This window comes from Chitinophaga pendula (genome assembly GCF_020386615.1).
Lineage (GTDB): Bacteria > Bacteroidota > Bacteroidia > Chitinophagales > Chitinophagaceae > Chitinophaga > Chitinophaga pendula.
Map to the genome: position 1 here is coordinate 242,946 of NZ_CP077769.1, position 22,395 is coordinate 265,340.

The following is a 22,395-nucleotide window of genomic DNA, read 5'->3' on the forward strand; positions in this document are numbered from 1 at the left end:
TGTTCTACAATTTACTGAATTTACAGGAAGGTATATCAAATTTGTTCTTTGTTTATACGTTTGCATAGAACGAAACAAGCGCATATGACTACACAGAAGAACATTATACTGATCGTTTCCTGCCTGGCCATATTTTTCGAAGCATTGGACGTATCCGTGCTTAACATGGCCATCCCCCAAATGAAACAACATTTTCATTTCGGAGACGAGGCCATACAATGGGTACAGACCGTATATGTTCTGTGTTATGGAGGATGCGTATTGTTAGGAGGACGCCTCGCAGATATCTGGGGCAAAAAGAAAATGTTTCTCACCGGCGCCGCTTTGTTCATGATCGCCTCCCTGGGTGCCGGGCTTACGAATGAGTACAGTTGGCTCCTCATCTGTCGCGGATGGCAGGGCGCCGGCGCCGCACTGGCCATTCCCGCAGCCATCGCCCTGATCACCGCCACCTTTACCGATCCGGTAGAAAAGAATAAAGCATTGGGCATATTCGGCGCCATGGCCGCCATCGGTTTTGCCACCGGCCTGGCTACCGGAGGCATACTCTCCAGCTACGCCGGCTGGCAATGGGTTTTCTTTATCAACCTACCTGTCATCATGGGAGTATTACTATTGGGGTACTTTTATATCCCGGCAGATGCACGCCTGGCGACAGCTGCCGCCAACAATATCATCAGTGGCGTCCTGCTCACCACGATCATGATACTCATCGCCTATCTCGTACACGCACTGGGCACCGTAGGCAGCCACTATAAAAGCTACGTCTCACTGCTCACCATCACTATCGTATTAGCTTACTATTTTATACGGAGAGAAAGAAAACACCCTGCACCATTAATAGACTTCCACCTCTTCAGGTGGCAAAGTGTAATCATCGGTAATTCAGGAGCCATCTTGCTGGGTACCGTCTTTATGAGCTACGTGTTCCTGTTATCTTTATTCCTGCAGGAATCCCTCCACTACTCAGCCAGGGATGCTGGCATCCTGCTGTTTCCTTTCAGCATATTATCGGCACTGGTGTCTAAGTTTTTGCTGCCCTGGATGTTCCGGAAACTGGGGGTAACAAGGACCGCCATTGCCGGTAATATTGGCATGTTTACCGGGATCATCTGCTTCATACTCGCTACAATAGGCTTTTATCCAGATTTCTTTATATATGCGGCTATACTCAGCATTAACTCGCTGGGAATGGCCATCGCATTCCCTTGCCTGACCATCCTGTCCGTACAGGACGTTCCTGAACAGCAACATGGGCTGGCCGCAGGGGTAAATGTAACCGGAAACGCTATGGGTGGAGGCTTGGGCCTCGCCCTCGTTTCCCTCATGATGCAAACAGACATACTCAAAGGTTGGTCGCCGTATCTACCTGCCCTGCTGGTACTGGTATCAATGGCCGCAATGGGAGTACTGCTGGTCACCATCGCCCGCGAACCGCGTCAGCATACCGCTATCCCTGTCCATTAACCAATGTGCTTCGCAATAACTGCTGCAGATCCTCTAATGTATTGATCTCCTCCACCGGCTTATCCTTCCGCCATCGGTTGATGCGCGGGAACCGTAACGCCACCCCCGACTTATGCCGGTTGGAGGTCGCAATACCCTCAAAAGCAATCTCAAATACCAACTCCGGTTTCACCGTACGCACCGGGCCAAACTTCTCGATCGCATGCCGCTTCACCCAGTTATCCACCTCGTTGATCTCCTTATCCGTCAAGCCCGAATAGGCTTTGGTAAAGGGCACCAGCTGATCGCCGTTCTTGACGGCAAATGTGTAGTCCGTATATAGATTGGAACGCCGCCCATGCCCTTTCTGTGCATAGATCATCACTGCGTCTATCGTATAGGGGTCTATCTTCCACTTCCACCAGTCACCGCGCTTACGCCCCACCTGGTAGGACGAATCCCGGCGCTTTAACATCAATCCTTCACTGCCTTTATCTCTTGCCTGCATGCGGATACCTGTCAGCACATCCCAGTCGTCAAAAGTGATCACCGGCGATAATCGCAAAGCAGGATGGTTCACCTGCTCCACCAGCGATTCCAACCACTGACGTCGCTGCCATAAAGGCTCCTGCCGTATATCCCGCCGCTCATATTCCAGCAGGTCATAACAGAGCAGTATCACCGGCGCCTCCTGCAGTTGCTTACGGGTCACATTTTTCCTGCCGATACGTGTCTGCAACGTCTGAAAGGGTAGGGGAGCCTCCCCCGAATACGTCAGTATCTCCCCGTCGATCACTACCCCCTCCGGCAACCGCTCCAGCAAAGGCGCAAACTCCGGGAACTTCTCCGTCACCAGTTCTTCCCCCCTCGACCATACAAACAACTGCCCGTCCCGCTTGATCAGCTGCCCACGGATACCATCCCACTTCCACTCCGCTACCCAGTCCGCAGGAACACCAAGCGAAGCGGGCCCGCCTTCCAACGCATAAGCGAGATAAAAAGGATAGGGCTTGGAGGCGTCCGCACCAGAATGCCCCTCCGTCAGCAACGCCTCCAGCGTCGTCTGCCGCGGGTCCCAGTTGCCGCTGATCATATGAGATACCGTAGCAGGTATAATACTATATGTCTGTGCCAACGCATTCACCATCATCTGCTGCGATACCCCGATACGGAAACCACCAGTGATCAGCTTGTTGAAAACCAATCGCTCACTGGTATCCAGTTCCTGCCAAGCCTGCAGGATAAAAGCTTGTTTATCCGCCTCCGCCGCCTTCTCCAACACCTGCAACTGGTCCAGCCAGTAATGTAAAGGCTGCCTGCCCTGACCCTCGTTCGGTGGCAACAACAAAGCGATCGTCTCCGCCAGGTCTCCCACCGTATGATAACATTCCTCGAATAACCACTCACTTAGTCCCGTCAACTGCAAACACCAGTTTTTCAGCTGTGTGGAATTGACCGTCCGCTTAGGCCGCCGTCCCGAAAAAAGCGCCAGCACCCAAGGCTTATCCCGCTCATCAGCAGTGGCAAAATAATGGCTCAATGCCTCCAGCTTCTCATTGGTCTTCGTACTGTTGCTGATCAACTTTACAAGTTGCGCGAATCTTTCCATAGCGATATTGTTAAGTGGTCGTCTGGTCTTCCGGTGTAGTAATAGCTTCCTCTTCTTCCTGTCCGAACTCCGTTTTAACTTCTCCGGCCTCTATCCCCAACTCCTGCAGGTGCCGCGCAAAAGCACTGCTGAACCCGTGAGTGGTCAACACCCGGCTGGCGCCGGTAGCCTTCACCGCCTCTAGCAACCCCGGCCAGTCCGCATGGTCCGAAAGCGCAAACCCGGCGTCCGCATTACTCCGGCGCATATTACCGCGTACCTGCATCCATCCACTGCAAATACCGAGTGAATAAGGCTGTAACTTCCGCATCCAGGTACTACCCACCGCCGAAGGGGGCGCAATGATCACACTGCCTTTAAAGGCACTTTTAGGTGTCTCCGGCGTGATCCGCTCCACTGGCGGCAAAGGCCATCCCTCCGCCAACAGTACCGCATGCGGCACCGCGATCGCCCCGTGCACCAGGAACCGGTCCGTAACATCCCGCAAATGATAAAGCAACCGCTGCGCCTTACCCAGGCTGTACCCGATCAACACCGAACTTTTATCGGCCTGCCGGTTCTCGGCAATCCATTGCCGCATGTTCCCAAATAACTCCTCCTGCGGCAGCCAACGATAGATCGGCAACCCAAACGTACTCTCCGTAATGAACGTATGGCAGGCCACCGGCTCAAACTGTGGCGACAACCCGTCGTTTTCCAGCTTATAATCCCCGCTCACCACCCATACTTCCCCCTGGTATTCCACCCGCACTTGCGCCGACCCGATAATATGCCCGGCCGGATGCAATGACAACTGCACCCCATTGTACCGCACCACCTCCTCGTAGTTCACCCCCTGCACACTAATATCCGCTCCTAACCGCAACCGTAGTAAAGGAACACTACTATGGGTACACAGGTAATGTTGGTTACCCATCCGGGCATGATCCGCGTGTGCATGTGTGATCACCGCCCGTTCCACAGGCCGCCAGGGATCAATAAAAAAATCCCCGGCCGCACAGTAAATACCCTTCTCCGTGAATTGTAATAAACTCATACGCAAATATCCGCAATTTTGCAGCCAGGTGTGTAAATGCCGCATTCGGGGCATATACGCCCCATCACTTAAATCCGCCTCTCCCGTAGTAACGATATAGCTGAGGTATAGTTCACGTCCACCTTTTCCTTAATTAGGGTATAGCTCAAGTATAGTTCATGTCCACCTTTCCCTTAATTAGGGTATAGCTCAAGTATAGTTCACGTCCACCTTTCATGTAGTTCACGTATAGTCATTGTATAGCTCATGTTCACTGAAGACAGTTCCCCGGGAGCCCCTTTTAAACTCCCGGGGGAACTGTTTATTGGCCAGCGTAGCAATAGGCCCTATTCAGCTTTCTGCACTTTTGTCCGCTGATGGTAGTCACCGCTGGAGATATCCAGGATATACAACCCTTTGGGCAATTTGCTCACATCCAATGAATAGTTACCTTGACGAACCTTCACCATACTACGCAGCTGCGCACGTCCGGAAAGGTCATACAACACCGCCGTATGAGTGCTGTATTTATCAGGCAGTGTATAATTAAGCTGCGCACCAAAAGGATTAGGGTACACCACGATGCCACCGGCCTCTTTTTCCGGGGCAGTGAAGCTCCGCTGTACAGCCCCTACAGACGTGAAGGTGAATTGCTCCCAGGCGCCGGCAGTAGGACGGCTGCAGGTCATCGAAGCAACGCCGTTCTCGGAAGAAACGTAGTTACCATTGCTGCCACGCAGCGAAATGGTACCGTTATCGTTCTGTATCCATTCAAATTGCTCAGTAACACTGATCGCCGCACGGTTACAGGTGATAGGGGCCGCACCGTTCTCGGAAGAAACATATTTGGCCATACTGCGCAACGCTACCTTACCGCCACCGGCATCCACTACGCTGAACTGCTCCCAGGTCTGCGGAGCCGGACGGGTACACAGCATCGCTTTAGTACCGTTCTCCGAACTTACATACTGGTTATTGTTGCCTCTCAACGTGATCACCTGACCTACCGGGGCATTGGATGGATTCGATGCCGAAGCAAACCGGATCCAGTTAAGATTGAACCCGCCACTGGCTACATGAATACGTAAGGTCTGCTCACCGGCTGCCAGCGTAGCAGTAGCATTGACCGTCGTCCATACCTGCCATCCTCCGGTAGAGGGTATTGCCGTAGTCGCCAGCACATTACTGCCCGACCGCAACTGGATACTGCCGCCGCCATTCTGACTGGCCACCCGGTATTGCACATTGTAAGTACCTGCCGCCTGCACCTTCACCTTGTAGTCCAGCCAATCACCAGCGTCAGTATAACCTACGTTCTGACCGCCACCGGCATCAGTAGTCACCTCCGTCTGAATACCAGACATGGTCGTGAAGCTCTCCGCCTGCACCGTACCGGGTATCGGTAGGGCAGGAGCAGGGCCCGTACCTACACCGCCCAGCCATAACAGACCGTCAATGATAAAACGATTCTGGATCTCACTGGCAAAAGTCGACGACTTCGCAGTATTCGTCGTGTAGTTCATATCGTTATGCCCAAAATTGGCATACAACATCTTGTAGTTCCTATTGGTCCAGATGATGGGATAATAGCCGCTATACCACGACTGATTAGGATCGGTACCCAGCGGAAAACTTACCGGGTCTACAGAACAGAGGATACGGATGTTACCGTTGTTACGCAGGTCATTACTCCAGCTGTACCACTCACTTACAGCAGAAGTAAAGGTCCCGGGCAAACGCTGCGTGCTGGGATGCGTCTGGTCCTCACATTTTAACACCGCCGTGGTCGGCCCCCAGGTATTACTCCGGAATGAACCCGAACCCAGGAAGGTGTTGTGATACCAGCTCCAGCCAGATGGATTGGTCGTAAAAGCACATACGTGAAAGCCCATCCAACCACCGCCATTCTCCATATACTGCTGGAAAGCAGTTCGCTGGGCCGCATTGAACGGCTGATCATCCAGAAACAGCACCACCTGGTACTGCGATAGGAAATTCAGATTCAGATTGTTCCAGTTGTTAGTAGCCTCGTACGAAAAATTGTACTGGGCGGCAATCGTCGGAAACCATTGGTTGGCCTCCTTAACAAAATTGATGTGGGCGGCGTCAAAAGTACCATTGTAAAAGGCAATGACCTTGAAACGTGGAGCTTGTGCCTGTACATGGAAAGCTGCCGTCAGCAGCAGGGCTAAAAGTACAAACGTTTGCAGGAAACGTTTGCATAGGGACATGTTGGTTGACATGGGGCCTGAGTTTTTAAATGGTGATAGACGTGGAAAAGGGTTATCAATATCCAATTTAGCTAAATTAGTGCTAAAATACTAGTACCCCCTACCGCCCACCCACAAATAAAAAAACCGCCGGAAATCCCCGGCGGCCTCATAATAACTTAACGTATTTAGTACACTTAGTTCATCTTGATATCCACACTATCCCCCTTCTGGATAATATAGATGTTCTTATTCTCAAAGTAAGAGGGCACCTCATCGCCATTCAGGTACACCGGCAGGTAATTAAAACGTGTAAATACCTGCTTGGTAGCATCATTCACCGCCGTATTGAAATAAACCCCGTTAGCCACCAGCTGACGCACAAAATAATACGTCATCTCAAATCCCTTAAACGCCATATCCGATGGCCTGGCTTTATACACCCGCTTGAAATAATCAAAAATGTACTTGCTGTATACACTGTTCTTGTCATTGAAATAAGGACTGGAATAATACACCTGCAAAGTCTTCAACTCCGGCTCCTTGAACTTCATAATATCCCAGGTAGGCATCCCAAATATCTGCAACGGATAAGCCGCCGACTGTACACTCAGCTTCTTCAGGATAGACTTGGCCCCGGGCTCATCCATCGCCGTAACGATACAGATGTTGGGCCTGTCGGTCAGCAGGTACTGCGCAAGATCATTGTCACTCGTTCCCTCATTCCAGATCACCTCCCGTATACGCGATTTCTTATTGTTGTCCAGCTTATCATATGCGGCTTTGATATCCGAAGCAATACGTCCCTCAAATGGAGTATTCCTGCGCAGCAACACAATGTTTTTAGTGGCAAAAGCCTGCTGTACATAGTGCTGTATCGCCTCCGTATGCGTCTTCAACGTACTGTTGGCAATCAGCAAAAAGGGATTGTTGTTGATACCGCCATCGTTCGGATAAGTAGCAGATACAAAGTTAACCTGCTTGTCACGGGCAAAATCACTCAACTCCTTCAACTCCGGCGTATTCACCGCCCCGATGATCAGATCCACCTGGTCCAGGTTCTTACTGCGGATCAGGCTGGAAATAGTCTTCTGCCTGGCTTTGCTGTCATAGACCAATACATTCAACCGGAACCCCTGCTGCTGCAAAGTATCCAGGGCTAGCTGCGCCCCTTCGTAAAAATCAAGCCCGGGTAACACATACCGCGGCATCGTCCGCCCGGGAATCTCCAACGTATTGTTGAACACAGAATCCAGATACAACGGCGCAAATATGGCAACATTGTAAACATCTTTTTTCTCCACCTGACCAAAAGCGGGTACATTAAAAGGAGCCTTACCGGCGACCTTCTTCTCTTCCGGGGTCTTCTTTTCCGGGGTAGATTTGTTAGTCGATGTCGTAGTCGGTTCCGTACGTTTACTCGTACTCTTTTTCGACGTGGAACAGGCGGATAGCAGCAATACTGCCAAAACCATCGCTGCTGTTAGTGGTCTCAATATATTCGATTGACTCATAGCAACAGTAATTTTACAAAAATCATTCCTAATACAGGAGGAAGCCGTAAACCGCCGGTAGTAAGGCTTTCAGAACACTATAATCACTGTATGTCAACTACTTTGATCACAGCGCCCCTACAGGCTTATTGACGGAAGTTTACGGCTTATCACAAAATGGGCCTCATTTCCAACCTATTCCCACTCAATAGTAGCAGGCGGCTTGGAACTGATATCGTATACTACACGATTGATACCCTTCACCTTATTGATAATATCATTGGAAATCTTAGCCAGGAACTCATAGGGAAGATGAGCCCAGTCTGCAGTCATACCGTCCGTAGAGGTGACTGCCCGTAACGCAACGGTAAATTCATAAGTACGCTCATCACCCATCACTCCCACACTCTGTACCGGCAACAGGATAGTACCCGCCTGCCATACCTTGTCATAAAGACCGTGCTCACGCAACCCGTCTATATATACCGCATCCGCTTCCTGCAACATCGCTACCTTCTCAGGCGTAATGTCCCCCAGGATCCTGATCGCCAACCCCGGTCCCGGAAAAGGATGACGACCCAGGAAAATATCACTGATACCGATCTCTCGACCTACTCGGCGTACCTCATCCTTAAAAAGAAAACGCAATGGCTCCACCAACTGCATATTCATCTTCTCAGGCAACCCGCCTACATTATGATGGGATTTAATAGTCACAGACGGACCATTCACAGATACTGACTCAATCACATCAGGATAAATTGTACCCTGACCCAGGAAAGAAATATCCTGCAATTGCGTAGACTCCTGCTGGAACACCTCGATAAACAGGCGACCAATGATCTTCCGCTTCTGCTCCGGATCACTCACCCCCTTCAACTCATCATAAAACATATCTTTCGCATTCACCCCCTTCACATTCAAACCCATATGTTTGTAAGACTCCAACACACTCTCAAACTCATGCTTACGCAACAAACCGTTGTCAACAAATACACAATACAGGTTCTGACCAATCGCCTTATGGATCAACTCAGCAGCTACCGTAGAATCCACACCGCCACTCAACGCCATCACCACCTTCTTATCGCCCACCTGCGCCTTTATCTTCTCCACCGTCTCCTGCACAAATGCCGCCGGCGTCCAGTCCTGGCTGCATTTACAAAGGTGTACCAGGAAATTGCGTAATATCTGCTTACCCTCCAGGGAATGCGTCACCTCAGGGTGAAACTGCAAACCCAACAACGGATGTGCCGCCAGCGTAGTACTCCTGAAGGCCGCCACCGGAATATTCTCCGTACGGGAAATAATATCAAAACCCTCCGGCATTCGTACAATCGTATCCGAATGACTCATCCATACCTGGCTCTTCTCGCAAATGTCATACAACAACGGCTCCTCACGATCACTGTGCTCCATGAATGCCCTGCCATACTCCCGGATATTGCTCTTCGCTACCTCTCCGCCAAAATTTTTTGCCATCAGCTGAGCACCATAGCAAACGCCCAATACCGGCACATGTGCCGCCATCGCCGCTATATCTACACTGGGTGCAGTAGGATCATTCACCGAAAAAGGACTGCCACTTAATATTATACCTTTGATGGATTCGTCCCAGGCAATGGGCTGTAAGCAAGGTTTGATCTCACAGTAAATGTTCAGCTCCCGGATGCTACGCGCAATAAGCTGCGTATACTGAGAACCAAAATCGAGAATAAGTATCTTTTCTGTCATGGTGGTGCAAAGATAAAGGCCAAATGGGAAACGGCAATTTTTTGATACCCGCTGCCCCCCGTTTATCTTGATATATTTTACGTACTTCCCCTTACTGACGATAAAATTTTAATTTGTATCTTCAGGCTTCCAATTTCTAATCGCCATTTTAAAATCTAAAGTATTTATGAAAAAGATCATGTGCCTTTCCTCCGCCATTATGGTCGGCGCGCTGCTATTATCCAGCTGCCACGTATCCGGACAAAGAGTAAACGGTAGCGGCAACGTCGCCAAAGAAGAACGCCAGGTAGGAGAATTCGATGGCGTTATACTCCGTGGCAGCATGGACGTATACGTACAACAAGGTACCGCCAAAGCCGCTGTCATCGAAGCTGAAGACAACATCATCCCCTACATCCAACTCGATAACAGGGGAGGAATGCTCACCGTAGATGTGCGCAAAGGTGTCAACCTCCGCACCCACAAAGGAATTAAGATATATCTCACCACCTCCACCATCAACAAGGCAGTACTCTCCGGCTCCGGCGACCTCGCCCTCAAAGGCCCCTTCTCCAGCAAAGAAAAAGTAGATGTCGACCTCTCCGGCTCCGGCAACATCACCGGCAACCTAAGCGGCCCCAGCGTAGAAGTAGGCATCTCCGGCTCCGGCAACGTACAACTCAAAGGCTCCACCAAAGACTTCGAACTCCATACCTCCGGTAGCGGCGACTTCGACGGCGGCGACCTCCTCTCCGAAAATGCCTTGGTAAAAATCAGTGGCAGCGGCAATGCCAAAGTACATGCCTCCGTTAGACTGGAAACCAACATCTCCGGCTCCGGCGACGTGCGCTATAAAGGCAGCCCACAGATCGATTCCAGGATCCATGGCTCCGGCTCCGTAAAGAAAGCCGACTGATAACAACTACCTTTACAAACATACTATCACGACCAACGCTCCGGAGCATACCCTCCGGAGCGTTGTCAATTTATATATCTATTAATTATAAAAACAATGAAAGAACAACAACCACCAAACATGCAGCAACTGGCCAGCCAACTCAGACAACCCAGCGGCGAAGATGGCCTGAAACTGGCAGAAAATATGAACCTCGGCAACCGCCTCATCAATGAAAGGACCATCGCTTTCCTCCAACCCGCCGCCCACCAGCATATCCTCGAAATAGGATTCGCCAATGGCCACTTCATCCCCCAGGTACTATCCCTCGCTCCCGGTATCCGGTACTGCGGCATCGATATCTCCGATGTAATGGTCGCCGAAGCAGGCAAACGTAACGAAGCCGCCATCACCGCAGGCAACGTACAGCTACACCTCACCGGCGCCGATCAGATACCCTACGCCGACAACACCTTCGACAGGATATTCGGCATCAATGTCCTCTACTTCTGGGACCAGCCACACAAAGAATTACAGGAAATACTACGCGTACTTAAACCCGGCGGCCAGCTCATACTGGGCATCCGCAGCCGCAACAGCATGGCCTCCCTGCCATTCACCTCCCACGGCTTTACCTTGTACAACACCGACGAAGCAGTCGCACTCCTCGAACAAAATAATTTCAATATCACCGAATATCATTTCATAAAAGAACCCGAAAAACTGGCGCCAGACGGCGTTACAAAGGTGCAACTCGATAGCATCTTCCTGCGCGCAGAAAAAAAGTAAGAAGGATTTAACATTTCATTTATCATATAAAGTAGCAACTTGCAGTTCTATTAGAAAATAATTCAAAGTCCTTTTGACCAGGTATTGTTGTAGATCCGTAACCTTATTGCAACAATACCTGGCGAAGGCACAAGCCCGCCAAAAAGGCCGCTGATGGAAACATAACGACTGTAAAACAAAAATTTTTTAATATCCACTTTAAGACTTTTTTGTATGTTTACAGTTTCAATTGTTCAACTCCTACTATGAACGAACGGCCTAAAATCCTGGTAATATACTATACGCAAACCGGTCAGCTCAAAAGCATTATCGATTCGGTGATAGCTCCACTTCAGGACGTTGCAACGATTGTCTATGAAAAAATAGAACCTGTAGCGCCTTTCCCTTTCCCATGGAATAAACAACAGTTTTATGATACCATGCCCGAAACCGTACAGGGCACACCTCGCGCTGTAAAACCACTACAGGTAGACCCACAGTCCCATTTCGACCTGGTCATCCTGGCATACCAGCCCTGGTTCCTGTCTCCCTCACAACCTACCGCCGCTTTCCTCCAAAGCGAAAGCGCCGCCAGGTTACTCAAAGGCAAAAAGGTCATCACCCTCATGGGATGCCGCAACATGTGGCTCAACGCACAAGAAAAAGTAAAATCTTACCTGCAACATATAGGCGCCCAACTCGTCGGCAATATCGTACTCGTAGATACCTCCCCCAACCTGGTATCCCTCCTTACCGTACTCCGCTGGCAGTTTAAAGGCAAAAAAGAAGCAACCGCCCTGCTTCCTCCCGCAGGCGTGCAAAAACAAGACATCATCGCCGCCTCCCGGTTCGCTGCCCCCATCACTAAAGCACTACAGTCCGGCCAATGGGAACATCTCCAACAAGAACTGCTCTCCCTCCAAGCCGTACAGCTCAAACCAAACCTGGTACTCCTCGAACAAAGAGGCATCAAAGCATTCCGCTATTGGTCCAGATTTATCAGCGCTAAAGGCGGCCCCGGCGCTCCCGCCCGCCAAATACGCGTCTCCATGTACCGCGGCCTGCTCCTCGTCGGTATATTTGTACTATCCCCTATCGCTAAAATATCATCACTGATCACCCTACGCCTTAAACGTGACCAACTCCTCAAAGAAGTCGATTACTATAAAGGCATCCGTTTACGCTGAATAGTATACATTTACAGTGCAGCAAACAAACGGCTAAACATAGGCAAACCTGTAATGACCAGGGATATATTAAATTCCTAATATTTGTATATCCATTTATAATTATATATTTACGTTATATAAGCTGGATCGGGAATGCATAAATCGGGGAACGGACAAAGCACTGGCACCATTTTGGCCCAGTCCAATGCTGACATGCCAGCAGCCAAATCCGGCAAATCGTAGATAAAACAATATAAAGACGAATATTTGCAAATGAACGAAGTTTATATCACCCGGCTCTCTAAATTTTTACCGAATGAGCCAGTTGGAAATGACGATATGGAGAGTATCCTGGGTAAGGTAGATGGTAAACCTTCTCGTGCCCGCCACATCATCCTGGGCAATAATAAGATCAAAACACGCTATTATGCCCTCGATAAGGATGGTAACACCACCCACACTAACGCAGAGATGACAGCCCGCGCCGTAGAAAGCCTGTTCGACGAACAGTTGCCCATCAGCCAGCTGCAACTCCTCGCCTGTGGCACCACCTCACCAGATCAACTACTCCCGGGCCACGCCGCCATGGTACATGGCCTCATCAACGCCCCGGCCGTAGAGATCATCTCCGCCACCGGCGCCTGCGCCGCCGGTATGCAAGCATTCAAATATGCTTACATGTCCGTAAAATGCGGCAACAGCGAAAACGCCGTTAGCACCGGCTCCGAGAAATTCTCCAGCTGGCTGCTCTCCCGCAAATTCGAACCGGAAACAGAAAACCTCAAGAACCTGCACGAAAATCCAATCATCGCCTTCGAAAAAGACTTCCTCCGCTGGATGCTCTCCGATGGCGCCAGTGCAGCCCTCTTCCAAAACAAACCAAACGATAACGGCCTCTCCCTCAGAGTAGACTGGGTAGAGATCGCTTCATACGCACACCAGCTCGAAACCTGCATGTACGCCGGCGCCATCAAAAATACCGATGGCTCCACCACCGGATGGATCGATATGACCCCAGATGAATGGGCCGCTCATAGCGTATTCTCCTTCAAACAGGATACCCGCCTCCTGGGCAAAAATATCGTCCCCTCCGGCGCTCGCATGTTCAAATCACTGGTGGAAAAATATAACGTCGACCTGGACAAACTCGACTACTTTTTACCACATTTGTCCTCCGAATTCTTCCGCTTTAAAATAGATGAAGAGATCACCGCCCTCGGTGTTCCCATCCCACAGGAAAAATGGTTCACCAACTTGACCAGCGTAGGTAACGTCGGCACCGCTTCCCCCTACTTAATGCTGGAAGAACTCCTCAATACCGGCAAATTGAAAAAAGGGCAGACCATCGTCATGATGGTCCCAGAAAGCGCCCGCTTTTCATACGCTTACACGCACATCACCGTCGTGTAAACACCACACCGGATCACACTAAAATGGTTGTAACAAGATAACAAGCCAAAGCATGTTGTCTTCTTACAACCATTTAGCGATATACCACCTGACACCTAATGCTTTCATATGAAAAAAGAGGAAGTACCACAGGATAGTAATAACATGCATGATGGCGCCTTCAAACAACTTATGTATGCCGTCGACCATTCCGGTCAATACGTACCCGTTTCCAGCGCCGGATGGGAACCCGAAAACGTAGCCATGCAACAAGCCTGGGACGAAATCAACGACCGCGTCAACATCGCCCACCAAAAGGTAACCGCCGGAGAGATCAGCCCAATCGCCTACTACATGGAAAAAAATATCATGGACCTACCCATCCTCGCCAGCTACGTCGGTAAATACCAATGGCAGGTGAAAAGACATATGAAACCGGCCGTATTCAAACGCCTCAGCCCTAAAACGCTGCAGCGGTACGCCGACGCTTTCAAAATCAGTGTGCAGGATTTAAAAGATGTAAAGTAATGACCCTCCAGCATAATCTATCCGGAATATCAACTGAAGGGCGGAGTGTAAATATGACTGATAAACAATTTAGCCACACGCAAACCGCTCACTGCGAAAGTGGCGTGATCTCAAACCTGTTCCGCCACAATGGATTGGAGATCAGCGAACCAATGGCGTTCGGCATCGGCGCAGGCATCTTCTTCGCCCACCTGCCCTTCGTAAAAGTAAATGGCGTCCCAGGTACCACCTACCGCATATGGCCCGGCGCTATCTTCAAACGCGTCTGCAAAAGATTGGGCGTAAAAGTACAGGTAAAACAGTACGCCAACCCCAAACAAGCCATGGACGACCTCGACGCAGTCGTAGGCGCCGGTATACCCGTAGGACTACTATCCAGCGTATACTACCTGCCCTACTTCCCCCCGTCCTACCGATTCCACTTCAACGCCCATAACCTCGTCGTATATGGCAAAAATGGCGAAAACTACCAGGTAAGTGATCCCGTAATGGACACCGTCACCGAAATAGATCCCGAAAGCCTCATCCAGGCCCGGTTCGCCAAAGGTTTCCCGGAACCCAAAGGCAAAATGTATTATCCCATACATATGCCGCATAAAGTGTCGCTGCAAAAACCCATCATCGAGGGTATCAAACAGACCTGCCACTATATGCTCAAGATCCCACTGCCCATGTTCGGCGTAAAAGGAATGCACTTCCTCGCTAACAGACTCCGCAAATACCCGGAAAAAGTAGGCGACAGAAAAGCAACACTATACCTCGGCAATATCATCCGCATGCAGGAAGAAATCGGTACCGGCGGCGCCGGATTCCGGTTCATGTACGCCGCTTTCCTCCAGGAAGCCGCCACAATCCTGCAAAAAGAAGAATTAAGTACCTTGGCAACAGAACTGACGCAAATAGGAGACCTCTGGCGCAACTTCGCCTTCAACGCAGGCAGAGTCTGCAAAAGCCGCAGCACCGACAACGTTTCTTATACACAACTGAGCGAAATGCTCATCCAATGCGCCGTAGAAGAAGAAAAATTATTCAAACGCCTGGCTAAAGTACAGCTGTAAACGCTTCCCGTTACCAGCATTAATCACATCATGTCATGACCAGCGTTCACGTAAAAGAGCTGCATAAAACATATCACAACGCCTCAGAACCTACATTAAAAGGCTTGTCCTTCTCACTACCAGATGGTAAAATTGTAGGCCTCCTGGGCCCAAATGGTGCAGGTAAATCTACCACCATCGCCATCCTCTGCGGACTAGTCAAAGCAGATAGCGGCTCCGTGCACATCCAGCAACTACCGCAAGACAACGCTCACCGCGAAGCCATCAAAAGAAAAATAGGCATCGTACCACAACAAATCGCGCTCTTCCCACAACTCACCGCCATGGAAAACCTTAAATACTTCGGTAACCTCTATGGCATCAAAGGAAAAGCCCTGCAACAAAAAATTGAAGAATACCTGGCCGCCTTCGGACTCGAAAAAAGCGCCCACAAAGAAATACGCAAATTCTCCGGAGGCATGAAACGCCGCGCCAATATCATCGCTGCCATCCTCCATCAGCCGGAACTGCTCATCCTCGATGAACCCACCGCCGGCGTAGACGTACAGTCCAGAAGCCTCATCCTCCAATTCCTCCGCGAATACAATAACAATGGAGCAGGCGTACTGTACACCTCACACCTCATGGAAGAAGCCCAGCAACTGTGCGAAGAAGTAGTCATCATCGACGAAGGTCACCTCATCGTACAAGGCCGGCCCGCCGCACTGATCGCCCAACATCCCGAGTGCAAAAACCTGGAAGATGTATTCCTCCACTACACCGGAATGGCGCTAAGAGACTAATCAAACTATGTTAAGACTACTGGCCACCATAAAGAAAGAATGGATATTACTCCGCCGCGATAAAGCGGGGCTGGCACTACTGTTCGCCATGCCGGTAATACTCATCACCGTCATGGCACTCATCCAGGATGCCCCCTTCAAAGACTATCAGGAAATAAAATTCGATATACTCACCGTCGACAACGACCACGGTCGCCTCGCACGCTATATCAGAGAAGGCCTCCAATCCAACGGACAATTCAACGTCATCGACTCCGTCAAAGGACAATCCCTGACAGAATCCTACGCCCGCAAACTAGTCCAGGAAGGCGACTACAAGATCTGCATCGTCATCCCGCAAGGAGCCACCGGCGCCATCGTCAGCAATGCCAATCGCATCGTCAACGATATCTCCCGCCGGATGGGAATGCCCGCCGTACAACCCGTAGGCGCCCGCAAAGGAGAACTCAACGTAGCCGTATACTTCGACCCGGCAGCAAAAAAAGCCTTCAAAAGCGCCATCCACCAAGCCCTCGACAACTTCCTGACACAGGTCGAAACAAACCTCCTCCTCGAAAGGATCAAACAACAACTACGAAATAAAGACCTCCCCGCCGACGATACCATGAGCATACAACTCAAAGCCGTCGGCCTCCTCGAAAAAAGCGGATCAGATAATAAACATATCGATGTCATCTCCAACTCCGTACAACACAACGTACCGGCCTGGAGCATATTCGCCATGTTCTTTATCGTCATCCCCATCGCCGGCAACATGATCCGCGAAAGAGAAGATGGTAGCCTCCTCCGTATGAAACTCATACCAGGATCATACCTCGCCATCCTCGCCGGTAAAATGCTGTTCTTCGTAGCAGTATGCGTGTTGCAATTCTACCTCATGATGCTCGTTGGTGTTTACCTGCTACCCCTCCTCGATCTCCCAAGACTCGCATTGGGCAACAGCCAGGAAGCTGCCCTCGTCGTCGCCAGCTGCATCGGCCTCGCCGCCACCGCATATGGCGTCCTCATCGGCACCGTCTTTAAAACTCCCAACCAGGCCCTCAATTTCGGCGCCATCTCCATCGTCATCCTATCCGCCATCGGCGGCATCTGGATACCACTCGAGATCATGCCCGCTCGAATGCAGGTCATCGGCCACCTGTCCCCACTCAGCTGGGGCCTCGATGCCATCAACGATATATACCTGCGCAACGCCGGCGCTAAAGCCATCTGGACCAACGCCGGCAGACTACTCGCCTGCGCCGTAGCCATGCTCTGGCTCGCCGCTTGGGTGGAAAAAAGAAGGATCAACTAGCCCGGATCACAGGGCAAAATTCCGGACAAAAGAAATTGACATCCGGAAAATTGTGATGGAAAACGTGTAAAACTGTATTTTTACCTACGACATATGGAAGATTTAAAACAACAATTGAAAGTTCAGATCATCGAAGCATTAAACCTACAGGATATCAAACCTGAAGATATCGACGATAATGCACCCTTATTCGGCGAAGGCGAAGGCCTCGGCCTCGATAGCATCGATTCCCTCGAATTGATGGTACTCCTCGAAAGACAATACAAGATCAAAGTGGAAGATCCGCGCGAAGGCCGTAAGATACTCCAGTCCGTAGCCTCCATGGCCGAGTTCATCCAATCCAAACAACCGGCTTAAGCCCTCAATCTTTTGCATGGCGGAACGTGTGTACATAACGGGGATGGGAATGATCACCGCGATCGGTGATAATGTGGCTGGCAACCTGCAAAGCCTGCAACAGCAACGTAGCGGGCTGACACAGACACAATACCTCAATACTATCTATAAAGAAGTATTGCCCGTAGCCGAAGTTGGCCATCCATCCTCGTCCCTCGCCACCATGGCCGGAATACAAGATACCGCCGGATATACCCGCACCTCCCTGCTAGGTATCATCGCCATGCAGGAAGCCATCACGCAGGCAGGCCTCACCAGCGACGACCTCGCCAATACCGGCCTCGTAAACGCAACCACCGTAGGCGGCATGTGCGACACAGAACAGGTCTATTTCGATATCATAGATCCCGAAAAAAATGGCGACTTTATCAAATATATCGATACCCTCGACTGCGCCGACTGCACACTACGCCTCGCTCAGCATTACGGGATCAATGGACACATCACCACCATCAGCACCGCCTGCTCCTCCTCCGCAAACGCATTGCTGTTCGGCGCCCGCCTCATCAAACAAGGCCTCGCCAATCGCGTCATCTGCGGCGGCACCGAAGCACTCACCCGCTTCACCCTCAATGGTTTCAACTCCCTCAAAAATATCGATAAACAACCTTGCCGCCCCTTCGACAACAGCCGCAATGGCCTCAACCTCGGAGAAGGCGCCGCTTTCCTCATACTGGAAAGCGACACCCTGGCAAAGTCCCGCAACGCTAACATAATAGCAGAACTGGCCGGATACTGTAATACCAACGAAGCCTTTCACCCTACCGCCCCTTCTCCCAACGGAGATGGCGCCTACCAGGCCATGAAAGGTGCCATCGAAATGGCTGGCAAAACACCGGCAGACATACAATACGTCAATGTCCATGGTACCGCCACCCTCAGTAATGACCTCTCCGAAGGAAACGCCCTCCAGCGACTTTTCGGAACAACAGTACCGCCATTCAGCTCTACCAAACCATTCACCGGCCATACACTGGCCGCCGCAGGCGCCATAGAAGCCATATACGCCGTACTGGCCATCCACCAGCACTCCATATGGCCCAACCTGCACTTCACCGCTCAAATGGATGAACTGTCCATCAGCCCCCAAACAAAGCTGCTCGAACAGATCACCGTCAATAACGTCATCTCAAACTCATTCGGCTTCGGAGGTAATAACGCCTCCCTGCTCCTCAGCAAATATGAAGGGTAAGTGTTACATACAAGGAATGGCTGCCATCACCCCACAAAATTCCTTTGAAGGGGAGATATTCCAACAGCCAATGCTGACAGCCACCACCACCATGCTCCAGTGCGTCGAACCCGACTACAAAACATTCATCCCGGGCAACAGCCTGCGCCGCATGAGCCGCCTCCTCAAAATGGGCCTGACCACCGCCATCAAATGCCTGCAGGATGCCAACACCGGCATCCCCGAAGCCATCGTCACCGGCACCGGCAAAGGAAGCCTGCAAGACACCGAACGTTTCCTGCACGACATCCGCACCTACAACGAACAGGCCCTCAACCCAACACCGTTCATTCAATCCACCTATAACGCCATCAACGGCCTCATCGCCCTCCAGCAACAATGCACCACCTATAACAACACCTTCGTGCACCGAGGCCTCTCCTTCGAAAGCGCCTTGCTCGATAGCATCATGCTGCTCAACGATGGCGTAACCCAAATACTCACCGGCGCATTCGATGAGATCACCGCCGAACATAAATTCATCAAAGGAAGGATCAGACATTGGAGAGAACATCCCGTACGCACCTCCAATCTCTACGACAACCCCGCACCTGGCACCATCGCCGGCGAAGGCACCGCCTTCTTCTCCCTGGCTAACACCGCCTCACCGTCCAGTTATGCCGCCATCACCGGCATCCGCATGATGAACTGGCCCCCCGCAGATCGCCTCGGCACTTTACTCACCGACTTCCTCGCACAACATCAACTCACCGTCCCGCAACTTGACCTCGTCATCACCGGCCGCTGCGGAGATAGCAACCACGAACACTACTACGCCGCCATGGACCAAGTACTGCATAATACCTGCCAGCTACCGTTCAAACACCTCACCGGCGAATACGAAACCGCCGGCGCCATAGCCCTCTGGCTGGCCGCTCACATGCTGCGCGCACAAAAAGTGCCGGCCGCATGGTTCCCCATGGCCCGGCAAATGCCTGCCGCACTCAACCACGTGCTGATATATAATCACCACTTCGGCGAGCAACATGCCTTCATCCTGCTCGAACGCATAAAAAATTAAGGGATCCGGTACACCGGATAACGCATAAATCCCGGCTCCGCATAAGGAGACTGCCGGAATACAAATTGCAACTGCGCAGCACCATTGTTGGCAAATGCACTGTCAGCAGCACGCTTATCCACCAACGCCTGGTAGATGTCCGGATGCGTACGAAGGAATTCCGCACCCGTGTCCTCAAATACATAACTGGAATAACCTTCCTTCTGCGTAAGGATAGGATCAAAGAAATTCCAGGCAAAGAAGGAATCACCACCCGTAGGCTCCAATGTCTCCATCAGATACCGGTTGGCTACCTGGTTCATAGGTATAAGATAATCACCTTTACGGAAAGAAAGCCGCTCCACACTACTGCGCACCTTCACCCCCGAATGCAGGTAATGCCCCTCATAAGGCCGCTGCCCCGTCTTGTAATCAGTAATAGTATACAACGTCACAGCAATCACCGTATCAGCCGTCAGCCGATTCATTTGCACCTTATTCGCCTCCAGCAACGCCAACACCTTCCACCATCCCTGCGGAATCACATAAGCACTGGGCTTTTGCACATAATCCCCGGCAACCATACGATCGTAATACTTTACATCCCGCACAAAAGGTTTGGACCGGTCATAATACAACCGCGGCTTACCAGATATCTCGCTGGGCTTATAACCGGAAGCATATCCCCTGAAAGAAATATAACTGAAATGGCTCGTATCCTCATCCCACCGCAATGGAAACTGCTCCTGCGTCAACACTCGCCGCTTGGTCTCCGCCCGCAACGCCCGGATCTGCTCACTGTTGGCACTGACAAAACTAATAAACGACTGCATCAGCGCATAGGTCGCCTTCACCCGCTGTGGATAAGGTTTCAGCATATGCGTCTCCGGCACAAAACCAAAGGTGTGGAATAATGCTGCATAACCACTGGAATATCGGGGCGCATCATTAAATGTCATCCACCCGTTCTCCGGCGTGTCCCCGAAATGATTCACATAGGGCACCAGGTAATAGCCCCTGGCTGCCATATCCTTATACAAAGCTGGTTCAAAGGTCTTGTGCAGATATGCTCCCATACTGCCGCCCAGCTTATTATACTCCGTACTCAGTAACGTCATGACGTGCTGATAGTCCGCCCCGTTACTCACATGGTTGTCAATAAACACATCCGGGTCCGTCAACTGGAAGATCTCATAAAAAGATCGCGCATTCTTAGAGTCCGCCTTGATAAAATCCCGGTTCAGATCCAGGTTCTGCGCATTACCCCTGGAACCGAACGCCTCCGGACCGTTCTGATCCACCCGGTAAAAACTACTCCGGTTCAACGCCCCGCCAATATTATACAACGGGATCACCGCCAGCACCACATTGTCCGGCAACGTTGCTTTCCCCGTCGCCAGGTCACGCAACAATAACATACTGGCGTCAATACCGTCCGGCTCGCCGGGATGAATACCGTTATTGATCAGTATGATCCGCTTGTTCTGCCGCCGCAACTGCGCCAGGTCAAATTGTTTGTTATTGGAATATAACACCAGGTGCAAAGGAAACCCCGCATCCGTCTGCCCCATCTCCAGTAGCTTGATCTGCGGATAAAGCCGGTCCAGCTGCTTATAATAGGCTATACATTCACCATACGTGACCGTCTCACGGCCTTCTGTACGCTCATAACGAGTAGTCAGATCCTGGGCGGGAAGGGTAGTGGCCAACATCAAAGCCGCCACCAGCAGTAACAGTGTTTTCATAACAACTATGACAAAAGTGATCAGTAAGGGAGAAAAAGCAAAAAGCCCTTCCCGATTACAGGAAGAGCTGTGAATATCTTAAATAGTGGAGCACTACTCTTATGCCAGTGTATTCACCTTTTTAGCCAGCTTGCTTTTCAGATTAGCAGCTTTGTTTTTGTGAATGACGTTACGCTTAGCCAGCTTGTCAATCATCGCGATTACTGCTGGTAATCCTTGGTCAGCAGCAGCCTTCTCGGTCACAGCTTTCAGGTCACGGATGGCATTACGGGTTGTTTTACCGTAGTAACGGTTACGCTCGTTACGCTTTCTGCTCTGACGTACGTCTTTTTTCGTTGCTTTATGGTTTGCCATTTTCTAATTTTCAAGTTTCGGACGGCAAAGGTAAGGATTTCATTTTTACAAAACAAACTAAATGTACTTTACCGCCCGCTTCACAATAGTTTAAAAAGAACTTGGCAAAGATACCCCCTTTCTTTTAGATCGGGTCATCCTTACCCGCAAATCCATCAAAAAGACACCGCATCAGCAAATCACCGTTTTTTAGGCCAAAATCACGTAAACTGTCTGTTATTATTCAAGATTTTACACACCATTTTAACAAAAAACAAGCGATATTTGCAATCCCATATTAATATATTGGGAATGCATCAG

19 protein-coding genes are annotated in these 22,395 nt (G+C 50.6%); 12 read left to right on the plus strand and 7 right to left on the minus strand.

Annotation, left to right across the window (positions count from 1 at the left end):
* Positions 1-84 precede the first annotated feature (84 nt).
* Complete coding sequence (locus KTO58_RS00900; protein ID WP_095841198.1) at positions 85-1,467, plus strand: MFS transporter; 1,383 nt, start codon at positions 85-87, stop codon at positions 1,465-1,467.
* Here KTO58_RS00900 and KTO58_RS00905 read toward each other — a convergent pair.
* The 5 genes from KTO58_RS00905 to guaA all read right to left on the minus strand — a co-directional run bounded on the left by KTO58_RS00905 (position 1,451) and on the right by guaA (position 9,507).
* Positions 1,451-3,055 (minus strand): ATP-dependent DNA ligase, encoded by a 1,605-nt coding sequence (locus KTO58_RS00905; RefSeq protein ID WP_095841197.1) that lies wholly within the window; start codon positions 3,053-3,055, stop codon positions 1,451-1,453. The genes KTO58_RS00900 and KTO58_RS00905 overlap by 17 nt on opposite strands.
* 10 nt (positions 3,056-3,065) lie before the next feature.
* The gene (locus KTO58_RS00910; RefSeq protein ID WP_095841196.1) at positions 3,066-4,091 is read right to left on the minus strand and encodes a ligase-associated DNA damage response exonuclease; all 1,026 of its coding nucleotides are present in this window, start codon (positions 4,089-4,091) and stop codon (positions 3,066-3,068) included.
* Positions 4,092-4,417: 326 nt separating this feature from the next.
* Positions 4,418-6,313 (minus strand): carbohydrate-binding protein, encoded by a 1,896-nt coding sequence (locus KTO58_RS00915; RefSeq protein WP_095841195.1) that lies wholly within the window; start codon positions 6,311-6,313, stop codon positions 4,418-4,420.
* 164 nt (positions 6,314-6,477) lie between these two features.
* Positions 6,478-7,794, minus strand: a complete 1,317-nt coding sequence (locus KTO58_RS00920; protein ID WP_095841194.1) for an ABC transporter substrate-binding protein — start codon at positions 7,792-7,794, stop codon at positions 6,478-6,480.
* 174 nt (positions 7,795-7,968) lie between these two features.
* A complete protein-coding gene (guaA, locus tag KTO58_RS00925; RefSeq protein WP_095841193.1) occupies positions 7,969-9,507 on the minus strand; it encodes a glutamine-hydrolyzing GMP synthase in 1,539 nt (512 codons plus the stop codon).
* Between the two features lie 166 nt (positions 9,508-9,673).
* On the opposite strand from guaA, the gene KTO58_RS00930 reads away from it, so the two are divergent.
* The 11 genes from KTO58_RS00930 (at position 9,674) to KTO58_RS00980 (ending at position 20,017) form a co-directional block, all read left to right on the plus strand.
* Positions 9,674-10,402, plus strand: a complete 729-nt coding sequence (locus KTO58_RS00930; RefSeq protein ID WP_095841192.1) for a head GIN domain-containing protein — start codon at positions 9,674-9,676, stop codon at positions 10,400-10,402.
* A 96-nt stretch (positions 10,403-10,498) separates the two neighbouring features.
* On the plus strand, positions 10,499-11,170 hold the full coding sequence (locus tag KTO58_RS00935; protein WP_095841191.1) for a class I SAM-dependent methyltransferase: 672 nt from the start codon (positions 10,499-10,501) through the stop codon (positions 11,168-11,170).
* A 245-nt stretch (positions 11,171-11,415) separates the two neighbouring features.
* Positions 11,416-12,336 (plus strand): hypothetical protein, encoded by a 921-nt coding sequence (locus tag KTO58_RS00940; protein WP_095841190.1) that lies wholly within the window; start codon positions 11,416-11,418, stop codon positions 12,334-12,336.
* A gap of 255 nt (positions 12,337-12,591) precedes the next feature.
* A complete protein-coding gene (darB, locus tag KTO58_RS00945; RefSeq protein WP_095841189.1) occupies positions 12,592-13,728 on the plus strand; it encodes a dialkylresorcinol biosynthesis protein DarB in 1,137 nt (378 codons plus the stop codon).
* Positions 13,729-13,836: 108 nt separating this feature from the next.
* Positions 13,837-14,235: a flexirubin biosynthesis protein DarG gene (gene DarG, locus KTO58_RS00950; RefSeq protein ID WP_095841188.1), complete on the plus strand. Its 399-nt coding sequence runs from the start codon at positions 13,837-13,839 to the stop codon at positions 14,233-14,235.
* Between the two features lie 53 nt (positions 14,236-14,288).
* Entirely contained in the window at positions 14,289-15,293 is a 1,005-nt protein-coding gene (gene darH / locus KTO58_RS00955) for a BtrH-related acyltransferase DarH (protein ID WP_095841756.1), read from the plus strand.
* Between the two features lie 35 nt (positions 15,294-15,328).
* Positions 15,329-16,075 (plus strand): ABC transporter ATP-binding protein, encoded by a 747-nt coding sequence (locus KTO58_RS00960; RefSeq protein WP_225859999.1) that lies wholly within the window; start codon positions 15,329-15,331, stop codon positions 16,073-16,075.
* A gap of 7 nt (positions 16,076-16,082) precedes the next feature.
* Positions 16,083-17,369 carry an ABC transporter permease gene (locus tag KTO58_RS00965; protein ID WP_095841186.1) on the plus strand — a complete coding sequence of 429 codons (1,287 nt, stop codon included), beginning with the start codon at positions 16,083-16,085 and terminating at the stop codon, positions 17,367-17,369.
* A gap of 93 nt (positions 17,370-17,462) precedes the next feature.
* Entirely contained in the window at positions 17,463-17,726 is a 264-nt protein-coding gene (locus KTO58_RS00970; RefSeq protein ID WP_095841185.1) for a phosphopantetheine-binding protein, read from the plus strand.
* Between the two features lie 16 nt (positions 17,727-17,742).
* Entirely contained in the window at positions 17,743-18,957 is a 1,215-nt protein-coding gene (locus tag KTO58_RS00975) for a beta-ketoacyl-[acyl-carrier-protein] synthase family protein (RefSeq protein ID WP_095841184.1), read from the plus strand.
* 16 nt (positions 18,958-18,973) lie between these two features.
* The gene (locus KTO58_RS00980) at positions 18,974-20,017 is read left to right on the plus strand and encodes a beta-ketoacyl synthase chain length factor (RefSeq protein WP_157753300.1); all 1,044 of its coding nucleotides are present in this window, start codon (positions 18,974-18,976) and stop codon (positions 20,015-20,017) included.
* Here the strand turns inward: KTO58_RS00980 and KTO58_RS00985 are convergent.
* Positions 20,014-21,741, minus strand: a complete 1,728-nt coding sequence (locus KTO58_RS00985; protein WP_095841182.1) for a M14 family metallopeptidase — start codon at positions 21,739-21,741, stop codon at positions 20,014-20,016. The two genes, KTO58_RS00980 and KTO58_RS00985, sit on opposite strands and share 4 nt — an antisense overlap.
* Positions 21,742-21,840: 99 nt before the next feature.
* Entirely contained in the window at positions 21,841-22,095 is a 255-nt protein-coding gene (gene rpsT, locus KTO58_RS00990; protein WP_095841181.1) for a 30S ribosomal protein S20, read from the minus strand.
* Positions 22,096-22,395: the final 300 nt, after the last annotated feature.

What these genes read in the sequence shown, in the direction of transcription:
- KTO58_RS00900 (WP_095841198.1), top strand. Translation starts at nt 85, where the DNA reads ATGACTACACAGAAGAACATTATACTGATCGTTTCCTGCCTGGCCATA.
- KTO58_RS00905 (WP_095841197.1), bottom strand. Translation starts at nt 3,055, where the DNA reads ATGGAAAGATTCGCGCAACTTGTAAAGTTGATCAGCAACAGTACGAAG.
- KTO58_RS00910 (WP_095841196.1), bottom strand. Translation starts at nt 4,091, where the DNA reads ATGAGTTTATTACAATTCACGGAGAAGGGTATTTACTGTGCGGCCGGG.
- KTO58_RS00915 (WP_095841195.1), bottom strand. Translation starts at nt 6,313, where the DNA reads ATGTCAACCAACATGTCCCTATGCAAACGTTTCCTGCAAACGTTTGTA.
- KTO58_RS00920 (WP_095841194.1), bottom strand. Translation starts at nt 7,794, where the DNA reads ATGAGTCAATCGAATATATTGAGACCACTAACAGCAGCGATGGTTTTG.
- guaA (WP_095841193.1), bottom strand. Translation starts at nt 9,507, where the DNA reads ATGACAGAAAAGATACTTATTCTCGATTTTGGTTCTCAGTATACGCAG.
- KTO58_RS00930 (WP_095841192.1), top strand. Translation starts at nt 9,674, where the DNA reads ATGAAAAAGATCATGTGCCTTTCCTCCGCCATTATGGTCGGCGCGCTG.
- KTO58_RS00935 (WP_095841191.1), top strand. Translation starts at nt 10,499, where the DNA reads ATGAAAGAACAACAACCACCAAACATGCAGCAACTGGCCAGCCAACTC.
- KTO58_RS00940 (WP_095841190.1), top strand. Translation starts at nt 11,416, where the DNA reads ATGAACGAACGGCCTAAAATCCTGGTAATATACTATACGCAAACCGGT.
- darB (WP_095841189.1), top strand. Translation starts at nt 12,592, where the DNA reads ATGAACGAAGTTTATATCACCCGGCTCTCTAAATTTTTACCGAATGAG.
- DarG (WP_095841188.1), top strand. Translation starts at nt 13,837, where the DNA reads ATGAAAAAAGAGGAAGTACCACAGGATAGTAATAACATGCATGATGGC.
- darH (WP_095841756.1), top strand. Translation starts at nt 14,289, where the DNA reads ATGACTGATAAACAATTTAGCCACACGCAAACCGCTCACTGCGAAAGT.
- KTO58_RS00960 (WP_225859999.1), top strand. Translation starts at nt 15,329, where the DNA reads ATGACCAGCGTTCACGTAAAAGAGCTGCATAAAACATATCACAACGCC.
- KTO58_RS00965 (WP_095841186.1), top strand. Translation starts at nt 16,083, where the DNA reads ATGTTAAGACTACTGGCCACCATAAAGAAAGAATGGATATTACTCCGC.
- KTO58_RS00970 (WP_095841185.1), top strand. Translation starts at nt 17,463, where the DNA reads ATGGAAGATTTAAAACAACAATTGAAAGTTCAGATCATCGAAGCATTA.
- KTO58_RS00975 (WP_095841184.1), top strand. Translation starts at nt 17,743, where the DNA reads ATGGCGGAACGTGTGTACATAACGGGGATGGGAATGATCACCGCGATC.
- KTO58_RS00980 (WP_157753300.1), top strand. Translation starts at nt 18,974, where the DNA reads ATGGCTGCCATCACCCCACAAAATTCCTTTGAAGGGGAGATATTCCAA.
- KTO58_RS00985 (WP_095841182.1), bottom strand. Translation starts at nt 21,741, where the DNA reads ATGAAAACACTGTTACTGCTGGTGGCGGCTTTGATGTTGGCCACTACC.
- rpsT (WP_095841181.1), bottom strand. Translation starts at nt 22,095, where the DNA reads ATGGCAAACCATAAAGCAACGAAAAAAGACGTACGTCAGAGCAGAAAG.